Consider the following 11462-nt stretch of genomic DNA (forward strand, 5'->3'; position numbering starts at 1 on the left):
AGTCTCCTATTCTTTAAATACCAAGTTTCTGATTATATTCTTTCAAAGTCTCAAGCACGTTGCACTTCACGTGAACAAAGTTCTCGATGCCAGCGGCCTTCAGGTCTTCCATGCAAGCAGGCGCACCAGCAACTACGAACATGGCGCGACCATCGAGGTACTTAAAGGCAGGGATAGCGTACTCGGCATACTCATCGTCGCTCGAGCAGATAACCACGATATCGGCCTTAGCCTCCAAAGCAGCATCAACACCCTCTTCAACGGTCTTGAAGCCCAGGTTATCAATCACCTTATAACCTGCGCAAGCCAGGAAGTTGCACGAGAACTGTGCACGAGCCTGACGCATGGCCAGATTACCAATGGTCAGCATGAATGCAATAGGAACTTTCTTCTCCTCTGTATGGATGCGGAGGTCTTCGAAATCGGCAGCCAGACGAGTACTCTCGATAGCCTTAAAAGGCACGCTCTCCTCACCATGATGGTGCACACCACCACAACCACAGTTATGCTTATAGGCACGTTTGCCCTCACTCTTCTCTGTGAAGTTAGGGAACTGGTTAGTACCCAGCAGGAACTCCTTACGCTTGGCAGCATCGCCATGACGCTTCACATTGGTAGCATTGATATCGTCCTGAATAGTTCCTGCCTTGATAGCTGCGAGGAAGCCTCCCTCCTCTTCTACTTTCAGGAATATCTTCCAAGCCTCTGTAGCCAAAGCATCTGTCAGGTGCTCAATATAATATGAGCCTGCTGATGGGTCGACAATACGATCGAAGTGGCTCTCCTCCTTAATCAGCAATTGCTGGTTGCGAGCAATACGCTCAGAGAAATCGGTTGCCTCCTCGTAAGGTGCATCGAATGGCGTTACCACCATCGAGTGAACACTACCTAAGGCAGCACTCATAGCCTCGGTCTGCGAACGCAACAGGTTGACATAGCTGTCGAACAGCGTCTGATTATAAGTAGAGGTGGTAGCGTTGATAATCATCTTGCAAGCGCAGTCGCACTTGGGCTCGTACTGCTTCACAATCTGAGCCCACAGCAAACGGGCTGCACGGAACTTGGCAATCTCCATGAAATAGTTCTCGCTTACACCCATATTGAACTTGATGCTCTTTGCAGCTGTATCAGTATCAACACCAGCATCAGTAAGCTGCTGCAGATACTCATTACCCCAAGCCAACGCATAGCCCAACTCCTGAACGATGTAGGCGCCAGCATTATTGAGGGCATCACTATGAACCACGATACCACGGAAGTTCGGATACTCCTTGAGCGACTCGGCTAATTTAGGTCCGAATGCCAGAACAGGCGAAACATCCTTACCCTTGAGAACCATCTTCTTCATGGGATCCCATTCAATAGAGCCCACAATCTTATCCTTGTCGTAGCCCTTCTTCTGCCAATAGGCCTTCAGGATCTCTGCCAGTTCAAGCGAATGACGCTGACAGGTAGAGAAGTTAACCTCGATGCACTCGCAATAGATACCATCGAGCAGTGTCTCAACAGTATCCATCGACACCATATTGCCAGGAATCTTGAAACCCAAAGAGTCGATACCCTTGTTCAGGATATCGAGTGCCTTTGCATTAGCAGCCTTGGGGTCGCTGGCCTCGATATTCTGACGGACATACCACTCGTTGGAGTCCTTCTTGTTACCACGAACATAAGGGAACTCACCAGGCAAAGCGTCTGGTGTCTTCAGATTCGCCAAGTCTTCGCGACGATAGAAGGGCTGTACGTTAAAACCTTCGTTTGTTCTCCATACCAAGCGCTTCTGGAAGTCGGCACCTTTCAGGTCGACCTCAATCTTGTCGAGCCATTCCTGTTTGGTCGGCGCTGTGAACTCGGTAAAGAGTTTTTCTTTGTTTGCCATAGATTTGATACGTTTATTATTATATAAGTTGTTTTAAGTTGCTATTATCAGCTGACAAAGTTACAACTTTTTTATGCAAAACAGCATTTTGAAGTGTGAAAGAAATAAAAAATCACTATTTATCCAAAAATAGATGCACAAAAATGCTAAAGATGAGCATTTTTTAAGTACCTTTGCAGTCGAAATTTGAGACTTTTTATAGAATAGGTATTATTAAGATTTATTTATGGAATCATTTCAGTGGTTAAGTGACCTTTTTACAACGACAGACTCAGTAGCGCATATCGCGTTACTCTACGCTATTGTGATAGCGATTGGTGTCTATTTAGGAAAAATTAAGTTTTTTGGTGTCTCACTCGGAGTAACCTTTGTATTGTTTGCTGGCATTCTGGCCGGACACATCGGATTCACTGCTCCAACCCCCATTCTAACATTCGTACAGGACTTCGGACTGATTCTCTTCGTGTTCATGATCGGATTGCAGGTAGGTCCTGGTTTCTTTGAGAGTTTTGGTACACAGGGAATCAAGCTCAATGCCATGGCTGCCACAGCCATCCTGCTGAATATCCTCGTGATGTTCGCTTGTTACTACATCTTCTTCGACACCAACAACGTGACCAATCTGCCTATGATGGTTGGTACGCTCTATGGTGCCGTGACTAACACACCTGGACTTGGTGCCGCCAACGAAGCTCTCTCTACCGTATTCGGGAGCAATGCACCACAGATAGCATCAGCCTATGCCTGTGCCTACCCTTTGGGTGTTCTCGGCATCATCGGCGCTGTTATTCTGGTAAGATATATATGCAAGGTAAAGCTGGACCAAGAGGAGAAGCAGTTGGAAGCGCTCGACGAGACCAACGCCAATAAGAAGCCTTACAAGATGCACCTCGAGGTGACCAACAAATATCTGGAAGGCAAGACCATCTTACAGGTTCATGACTTCTTGAACCGCGATTTTGTGGTATCTCGACTGGTACATGAGGGAGAACTGTTCATCCCTAACCGCGACACCATCTTCCACCTGGGCGACCAGATGCTGATTGTTTGTGCCGAGGCTGACCAGGAGGCTATCACCGCCTTTATCGGTCCTAAGCTTGACATCGACTTTGAGCAGCAGGACCAGCCTATGGTATCAAAGCGTATCGTGATTACCAACCCTAAGGTAAATGGTAAGACATTGGCATCACTCCACTTCTCAAGCGTTTATGGTGTAAACGTCACTCGTGTAACCCGTCACGGTATGGACATCTTCGCCTCTCCCACACTGCCATTGCAGGTAGGCGACCGTATCATGGTTGTTGGTCCTGAGGATGCTGTCGATAACGTGGCAGGCAAGATGGGTAACTCTATCCGTCGTTTGGACGCACCAAACATCGCCACCATCTTCGTAGGTATTTTCATTGGACTGATCTTCGGTATGTTCCCATTGGCCATCCCTGGCATGCCTGTACCTGTTAAGCTTGGTCTGGCTGGTGGACCGCTCATCATCGCTATCCTGATTGGCCGTTACGGCTATAAGATACATCTGGTAACCTATACCACTACATCTGCCAACATGATGTTACGTGAGATTGGCTTGGTACTCTTCCTGGCATCAGTAGGTATCAAAGCTGGCGCAGGATTCTTCGAGACAGTAGTTCAGGGCGATGGTCTGCTCTATGTTCTCACAGGTTTCCTCATCACCATCATTCCTATCCTCATCGTAGGACCTATCGCACGCTGGAAGTTTGGATTTAACTACTTCACCCTGGCAGGTATGATAGCTGGTACCTATACCGATCCCCCCGCACTGGCTTATGCCAACAGCATCTGCTCAAAGGAAGCTCCTGCATTGGGATACTCAACGGTTTATCCGCTGGCGATGTTCCTCAGAATCTTTACTGCGCAGATCGTGGTATTGTTCTTCTGCGGCTAACGGAGTAGACAATTGAAACTTATATAATAATTACCAACAAAATGAAAAGAACCAAAATCCTGCTCAGCGGACTATTGCTGGCTGGCACCACAGCGATGATGGCACAAGGAGCCAAGAACATTCGCATCAACGAGGTGCTGACCAACAATACCGCCAGCATTCAGGATGATTACGGACAGTGCCACGCATGGATTGAGTTGGAGAACACCTCGTTCACCACCTATAACGTGCGTGGCATGTATTTTACTACTGATCGTTCCGTACTCGATCCCAGAATGAGCGTTCCTGAACGTATCAAACGTATGAGCGTCATCCCAAGTGGTGATACACGTACGCAAATCGGCGGTCGCCAGCATCTGATCTTCTTTTGCAACTCAAACCCTGCACAGAGTAAGTTGCATCTGTCTCTCAACGTTCCAATGTCAGAGCCTCTCTGGCTGGGATTTTTCAATGGCAATGCCACAGAACTTATCGATTCGGTTAGCATCCCCGCTTTGGCCGCTGACCAGAGTTACGCTCGTCAGACCACCAATACATGGGTAGTCAAATCAGCCGGGAATGTAACCCCTGGTATCGAAAATTTCATCAAAACGGATGAAACAAAAGATGCCAAACTAAAGCGCGAGGATCCGCATGGTTTTGGAATAACCCTTCTGGCCATGGGTATCGTTTTTTTCTGTCTGGCTGTATTATTCATTTTCTTCTGGGTATTCGGCCTTATCATGCGCAACCTCGAGATGGCCAAGAAAATGGCTCATACCCAACCTATCAAACCCATCACCAAGACCGTTGAGGTTACCCACGACCTGGCTCACGCCACAGGTAACATCCTTCAGGACGGTCTGAAAACAAAGGGTATCGATAAGGAGGTCTATATCGCTGTCATCTCTATGGCCCTGAAACAGTATCAAGACGATGTGCACGATGTAGAAAGCGGCATCATCACTATCAAGACCCGCGATACAGGATGGTCGGACGAAGGTAGTCAGATGACCCACTTCTCAAGACCGGTAATTCCAACCAAGCATAATGCACCTAAAATCCCGACAACCCCAGAAATCCATTGAACAATATGAATAAATATCAGTATAAAGTACAAGGCGTTGATTACGACGTTGAGATAGAAGAAGTAGAAGGCAACGTAGCCAAAGTGGTAGTGAACGGTGTGCGTTTCGACGTAGAGTTGAAGCAGCCCATCAACCCCACAAGTACACTAAAAAAGGTGCACGTGGAAGCTCCCAAGACGGTAGCCCGTCCAGCTGTAGCACCAGCCGCAGCTCCTGCAGCCGCCAAACCTATGGCTGCTGGTACAGGTTCGGCCATTAAGGCACCACTGCCAGGAACCATTATCGACCTGAAGGTAAACGTAGGCGATACTGTGAAGCAAGGCGATGTGGTTCTTGTGCTCGAAGCAATGAAGATGCAGAACAACATCGAGAGCGAATTTGCAGGTACCGTTACCGCTATCACCGTTAAATCTGGTGAGAGCGTGATGGAAGGCTCTGTCCTTATGACTATTGGATAATAAAAAAGTGATTAGCGAATAATGAATAGTTATGGATTTAGGACAGTTTATCATACAGAACTTTCATGAGTTCCTGACCTATACAGCATTTGCCAATGCAACGGTCGGGAACCTGATCATGATTGCCGTTGGAGCCTTCTTTATCTGGCTTGCCATCAAAAAAGACTTTGAGCCACTGCTGCTCGTCCCCATCGGACTGGGCATCATTCTGGGGAACATCCCCTTCCGCGCAGATGCTGGCTTGGAAATAGGCCTCTACGAGGACAACTCCGTACTGAACATTTTCTACCAAGGTGTGCGACAAGGCTGGTATCCACCACTCATCTTTTTGGGTATTGGAGCTATGACCGACTTTACGGCTCTGTTGGCCAATCCAAAGCTGATGCTCATTGGTGCTTCTGCCCAGTTTGGCATTTTTGGAGCCTATATGGTTGCATTGGCTATGGGATTCGAACCTTCACAGGCTGCAGGTATAGCCATTATCGGTGGTGCCGATGGTCCTACAGCTATTTTCCTCAGTTCAAAGCTGTCGCCCAACCTAATGGGAGCTATTGCTGTTTGTGCCTATAGCTACATGGCACTGGTACCAGTGATTCAACCGTTCATCATGCGTCTGCTCACCACTAAGAAGGAGCGCGTCATCAAGATGAAACCAGGTCGCGAGGTATCGCAGACAGAGCGCATTCTGTTCCCCATCATCGGCCTGCTGCTCACTACCTTTATTGTACCATCGGGCCTGCCCCTGCTGGGTATGCTCTTCTTTGGTAACCTGTTGAAGGAAAGCGGCAAGACCACCCGTCTGGCAAAGACAGCTGGTGCTGCACTCAACGACATCGTTGTAATGCTGTTAGGCTTAACCGTTGGTTGTTCTACACAGGCCAGCGAGTTCCTCACCTTCAACACCATCAAGATTTTTGCCTTAGGTGCCATGGCATTTATGATTGCCACCGCATCAGGTGTATGCTTCGTCAAGCTGATGAACCTATTCCTGCCAGAAAGTAAAAAACTTAACCCGCTCATTGGTAATGCGGGCGTTAGTGCCGTACCAATGGCAGCACGTATATCAAACAATCTCGGTCTGGAATATGACCGTCATAACTTCCTGCTGATGCACGCTATGGGACCAAACGTAGCTGGTGTCATCGGATCGGCTGTAGCAGCAGGCGCATTATTAGGATTTTTATCATGATGAATAGACCCAAGATAGCAATCATCGACCCCAATACCCTCTCGGCATTGGGGTTGAAGGCTATTCTGCAGAATGTCATGCCTATCATGACAGTTGACACTTTCGGATCAATATCAGAGTTAGAGGCTAACGAGCCCGATAGTTATTTCCACTATTTTACAGCTATGCCTGTTGTATTGGAGAACAAACAGTTCTTTGATGAACGTAAACGCAAGACCATCGTGCTAACCCTTTCGCTCGATACTATGTCACAACTGTCTGATTTCCATTGCCTATGTATCAACGTACCAGAATCAGAGTTGGTTCGCTCGCTTCTGATGCTGGAACAACATGCCCATGGAAAGGGAGAGAATCTGCCACCTATGCCAGCTATCTTGAGTCAGAAGATTCTTTCGGATCGTGAGATAGAAGTGATGTCGTTGATTGTACAAGGATATATCAACAAAGAAATTGCGGACAAACTGAATATCGGACTGGCAACTGTTATTACCCATCGAAGAAATATCATGGATAAGTTAGGGTTGAAAAGCGTATCAGCTCTGACCATCTATGCCGTGATGCATGGGTATGTAGATATCAACAAAATCTAGCGCAAAGGTTTTCGTGGTTTTTTAAGGATTTAGTGAGTAATAATTTGGAAGTTTAACAAAATTCGTCTATCTTTGCACTCGCAAATAATAACAATTAAAACAATATTTAGAAATGAAACCACTAAACAAACAGTTTGCTCCCAAGAGCGTTATGCCTGAAAAGGTTATTCAGTTTGGCGAAGGTAACTTCCTCCGTGCATTTGTAGATTGGATTATCTGGAATATGGACCAGAAGACCGACTTCAATGGTTCAGTAGTAGTCGTACAGCCTATCGAGAAAGGCATGGTAGACTGGTTGAACGCTCAGGACTGTCTATACCATGTAAACCTGCAGGGACGTGAGAACGGAAAGCCCGTCAACACTCTGGAGCGTATTGATGTGATTAGTCGTGCCTTGAACCCATACACCCAGAATGCCGCTTTCATGGCACTGGCCGATCAGCCCGAGATTCGTTTCGTCATCTCTAACACTACAGAGGCAGGTATCGCATTCGATCCTTCATGTAAGCTCGAGGATGCACCAGCAAGCAGCTATCCTGGAAAACTGGTTCAGTTGTTGTATCGCCGTTATCAGACTTTCAATGGCGATAAGACCAAGGGACTGATTATCTTCCCATGCGAGTTGATTTTCCTGAACGGTCACGTTTTGAAAGATTGTATTTACAAATATATCGAACTGTGGAACCTTGGCGATGACTTCAAGAAATGGTTCGAGGAGGCTTGCGGCGTATATGCTACCCTCGTTGACCGTATCGTACCAGGATTCCCACGTAAGGAGATTGCCGAGATCCAAGAAAAGATTTCATATCGCGACAATCTGGTAGTACAGGCAGAGAACTTCCACCTGTGGGTCATCGAAGCTCCAAAGGAAGTAGAGAAGGAGTTCCCAGCAGACAAGGCTGGCCTGCATGTTCTTTTCGTTCCATCAGAAGAACCATACCACAAGCGTAAGGTAACCCTGTTAAATGGTCCTCACACCGTATTGAGCCCTGTTGCTTTCCTGAGTGGTGTTAACATCGTACGCGATGCCTGCAACCACGAGGTGATTGGCAAATATATCCATAAAGTTCAGTTTGAAGAGCTGATGCAGACACTCGACCTGCCTATGGACGAGCTCGAGAAGTTTGCTGGCGACGTATTGGAGCGTTTCGACAATCCATATGTTGACCACCAGGTAACCAGCATCATGCTGAACTCATTCCCCAAGTTCCAGGCTCGCGACCTACCCGGCGTAAAGACATTCCTGGAGCGCAAGGGCGAGCTGCCTAAGGGATTGGTATTCGGTCTGGCTGCTATCATCACCTACTATAAGGGTGGTAAGCGCGAGGATGGTGTTGAGATTGTACCAAACGACGACCAGAAGATTATGGACCTGCTGAAGGAGCTCTGGGCAACAGGCGACACACAGAAGGTTACCGATGGTGTGCTGGGCGCCGAGTTCATCTGGCAGGAGGATCTGAACAAGATTCCAGGTCTGAACGCTATGGTGAAGCAGGATCTCGACCTCATTAAGAGCGTAGGCATGCTCGAGGCCGTCAAGAGTATTCTTTAATAATGAATGAGTGATTCAATAGAGATAAAAGGGGCACGCGTCAATAACCTTAAGAATATTGATGTTAAGATTCCCCGAAACCAATTTGTTGTGATTGCCGGAGTCAGTGGCTCCGGCAAATCATCTTTGGCCTTCGACACATTGTATGCCGAGGGCCAACGCCGTTATGTAGAGAGTTTGTCGAGCTATGCCCGACAGTTCCTTGGAAGAATGAACAAACCTGAGTGTGATTTCATTCGCGGCATACCGCCTGCCATTGCCATCGAGCAGAAAGTGATATCAAGGAATCCACGAAGCACTGTGGGCACCAGCACAGAGATTTACGAATATCTACGCCTGCTGTTTGCCCGCATAGGTCACACCTATTCGCCCATCAGTGGCTGCGAGGTGAAGAAACACTCTACCGAGGATGTTGTACAAAAAATGCTGGAGTTCTCGAAAGGTACTCGATTCGTAGTGATGGCCCCCATCCATCTGCACGAGGGGCGCTCTATGGAGCAACAACTCAAGACCTACCAGTTAGAAGGTTATGCCCGCATCTACGTCAACAATGATTTCCAGCGCATAGATGATTATCTGGCAGCAGGCAAGTTCGACGATGAGAATATCTATCTGGTCATCGATCGCATGAGCGTAGACGACACCAAGGATGTGATTGCCCGTTTGGTCGACTCTGCCGAGACTGCTTTCTACGAAGGCCATGGTGAGTTACGCTTGCTATTCCCACCAACCATCTTCTACGATTTCTCAATGAAGTTCGAGGCTGATGGTATGACCTTTGAAGAGCCTACCGACCAAATGTTCTCGTTCAATTCACCAGCAGGTGCCTGTCCTGAGTGTCAGGGCTTTGGACGTATTGTTGGCATCGACGAGAAATTAGTCATCCCCAACACCACCCTATCTGTTTACGATGGTTGTGTGGTTTGTTGGCATGGCGAGAAAATGAAAGAGTGGCTCGACTGGTTCTGTCGCCATGCGGCCAAGGACGATTTTCCCATCTTTGAGCCATACATGAACCTGACTCAGAAACAGAAGGACTGGCTCTGGCACGGACTGCCCTCAGATAAAGGCAAGAAGGAGCGTCCATGTATCGATGCCTTCTTCGAGATGGTTCAGGAGAATCAGTACAAAATACAATACCGTGTGATGCTGGCACGCTATCGTGGCAAGACCACTTGTCCAAAGTGTCATGGCACACGCTTAAAGCCCGAAGCCGACTACGTGAAGATTGGCGGACGCAGCATTACCGACCTGGTACAAATGCCTGTGGTAAAGGTAAAGGAGTGGTTTGAGCGCTTGGAACTCGACCAGCACGATGCCGAAATTGGTAAGCGTCTGCTAATAGAAATCAGGAGTCGTCTGCAGTTCCTGCTCGATGTGGGTCTGGGGTATCTTACCCTCAACCGTTTGTCGAACTCGCTCTCAGGTGGTGAGAGTCAGCGTATCAACCTCTGTACATCGCTGGGTAGTTCGCTGGTTGGCTCGTTATATATCCTCGACGAGCCCAGTATTGGCTTGCACTCCAGGGATACCGACCGCTTGATTCACGTGCTGAAGGAACTGCAATCGTTAGGTAATACGGTGGTAGTAGTTGAGCACGATGAAGATATTATGCGCGCTGCCGACCACCTGATAGATATTGGTCCTGATGCAGGACGTCTGGGAGGAGAGGTTGTATTTGATGGTGATGCAAAAGAGGTAAACAAAGCCTCTTTAAAAAAATGGCCCAAGAGCTATACTGTCAAATATCTGCTACACGAGGAAGAAATACCTGTACCAACGTCTCGACGTCCATGGAACAGATTCATTGCTATCAAGGGCGCTCGATTGAACAACCTGAAGGGTATCGATGTCAAGATTCCACTAAATGTGATGACAGTAGTGACGGGCGTATCTGGTTCAGGAAAATCAAGTCTGATAAAAGGCATCCTCTACCCAGCTTTGCGACGTCGTCTCGGTGATGCATGTGATGCACCTGGTGAATTCATGGGGTTGCAAGGTGACGTTGATGCTATTAAGCACATCGAGTTTGTTGATCAGAACCCAATTGGTAAGAGCAGCCGTTCTAACCCAGCTACATATGTCAAGGCCTACGATGCCATCCGTGAGCTCTATTCTGCGCAACCACTCTCCAAACAGATGGGATTCACCCCACAGTACTTCTCGTTCAATGCTGATGGCGGACGCTGCGAGGAGTGTAAGGGCGCTGGCACCATTACCGTCGAGATGCAATTCATGGCCGATCTGGTACTGGAGTGCGAAACATGTCATGGTCACCGCTTCAAGAAAGAGATTCTTGATGTGAATTATCACGGCAAGAACGTCGATGATGTTCTGAATATGACCATATCAGAAGCCATATCCTTCTTCCAAGAGCATGGCGAAACTACTATCGTTAAACGTCTGAAGACGCTTGAAGACGTTGGCTTAGGATACATCAAACTGGGACAGAACTCATCGTCACTCTCAGGTGGTGAGAACCAGCGTGTAAAACTAGCCTACTTCATCGGACAGGAGAAACAGGAGCCCACGCTCTTTATCTTCGACGAGCCAACCACAGGTCTGCATTTCCACGATATACAGCGCTTGTTGAAAGCTTTCGACGCCCTGATAGCCCGCGGACACACCATCCTGATAATTGAGCACAACATGGAGGTCATCAAATGTGCCGACCACGTGATAGACTTAGGACCAGATGGTGGCGATAAGGGTGGTAACTTAGTGATAGCCGGAACGCCCGAACAAGTGGTGGCATGCAAAGAGAGTCTGACAGGAAAATACCTGAAAGAGAAACTGGAATAAAAAAGAATAA

Annotated in this window: 8 protein-coding genes; 7 read left to right on the forward strand and 1 reads right to left on the reverse strand. The window is 47.8% G+C overall.

The genetic code is table 11. The annotated features are described in order from the left end of the window. Window positions 1-13 precede the first annotated feature (13 nt). The gene (mutA, locus tag T495_RS0110620; RefSeq protein WP_033148634.1) at window positions 14-1876 is read right to left on the reverse strand and encodes a methylmalonyl-CoA mutase small subunit; all 1863 of its coding nucleotides are present in this window, start codon (window positions 1874-1876) and stop codon (window positions 14-16) included. Window positions 1877-2102: 226 nt separating this feature from the next. On the opposite strand from mutA, the gene T495_RS0110625 reads away from it, so the two are divergent. From T495_RS0110625 to uvrA, 7 genes are all read left to right on the forward strand, one after another. Next, window positions 2103-3794 (forward strand): putative transporter, encoded by a 1692-nt coding sequence (locus T495_RS0110625; protein WP_028903113.1) that lies wholly within the window; start codon window positions 2103-2105, stop codon window positions 3792-3794. 41 nt (window positions 3795-3835) lie between these two features. Further along, entirely contained in the window at window positions 3836-4861 is a 1026-nt protein-coding gene (locus tag T495_RS0110630; protein WP_033148635.1) for an OadG family protein, read from the forward strand. A gap of 5 nt (window positions 4862-4866) precedes the next feature. Further along, the gene (locus tag T495_RS0110635) at window positions 4867-5319 is read left to right on the forward strand and encodes a biotin/lipoyl-containing protein (protein WP_028903111.1); all 453 of its coding nucleotides are present in this window, start codon (window positions 4867-4869) and stop codon (window positions 5317-5319) included. Window positions 5320-5350: 31 nt separating this feature from the next. Further along, window positions 5351-6508 (forward strand): sodium ion-translocating decarboxylase subunit beta, encoded by a 1158-nt coding sequence (locus tag T495_RS0110640; RefSeq protein WP_033148636.1) that lies wholly within the window; start codon window positions 5351-5353, stop codon window positions 6506-6508. Continuing rightward, window positions 6505-7098 carry a response regulator transcription factor gene (locus T495_RS0110645; RefSeq protein ID WP_369699746.1) on the forward strand — a complete coding sequence of 198 codons (594 nt, stop codon included), beginning with the start codon at window positions 6505-6507 and terminating at the stop codon, window positions 7096-7098. The genes T495_RS0110640 and T495_RS0110645 overlap by 4 nt, the downstream gene beginning before the upstream one ends. 112 nt (window positions 7099-7210) lie before the next feature. Beyond that, window positions 7211-8650 carry a tagaturonate reductase gene (locus T495_RS0110650; protein WP_028903108.1) on the forward strand — a complete coding sequence of 480 codons (1440 nt, stop codon included), beginning with the start codon at window positions 7211-7213 and terminating at the stop codon, window positions 8648-8650. Window positions 8651-8656: 6 nt separating this feature from the next. After that, the gene (gene uvrA / locus T495_RS0110655; protein ID WP_033148637.1) at window positions 8657-11452 is read left to right on the forward strand and encodes an excinuclease ABC subunit UvrA; all 2796 of its coding nucleotides are present in this window, start codon (window positions 8657-8659) and stop codon (window positions 11450-11452) included. Window positions 11453-11462: the final 10 nt, after the last annotated feature.

Origin of the sequence: Prevotella sp. P6B1 (genome assembly GCF_000702825.1) — a bacterium.
Taxonomy (GTDB): domain Bacteria; phylum Bacteroidota; class Bacteroidia; order Bacteroidales; family Bacteroidaceae; genus Prevotella.

What these genes read in the sequence shown, in the direction of transcription:
- mutA (WP_033148634.1), bottom strand. Translation starts at nt 1,876, where the DNA reads ATGGCAAACAAAGAAAAACTCTTTACCGAGTTCACAGCGCCGACCAAA.
- T495_RS0110625 (WP_028903113.1), top strand. Translation starts at nt 2,103, where the DNA reads ATGGAATCATTTCAGTGGTTAAGTGACCTTTTTACAACGACAGACTCA.
- T495_RS0110630 (WP_033148635.1), top strand. Translation starts at nt 3,836, where the DNA reads ATGAAAAGAACCAAAATCCTGCTCAGCGGACTATTGCTGGCTGGCACC.
- T495_RS0110635 (WP_028903111.1), top strand. Translation starts at nt 4,867, where the DNA reads ATGAATAAATATCAGTATAAAGTACAAGGCGTTGATTACGACGTTGAG.
- T495_RS0110640 (WP_033148636.1), top strand. Translation starts at nt 5,351, where the DNA reads ATGGATTTAGGACAGTTTATCATACAGAACTTTCATGAGTTCCTGACC.
- T495_RS0110645 (WP_369699746.1), top strand. Translation starts at nt 6,505, where the DNA reads ATGATGAATAGACCCAAGATAGCAATCATCGACCCCAATACCCTCTCG.
- T495_RS0110650 (WP_028903108.1), top strand. Translation starts at nt 7,211, where the DNA reads ATGAAACCACTAAACAAACAGTTTGCTCCCAAGAGCGTTATGCCTGAA.
- uvrA (WP_033148637.1), top strand. Translation starts at nt 8,657, where the DNA reads ATGAGTGATTCAATAGAGATAAAAGGGGCACGCGTCAATAACCTTAAG.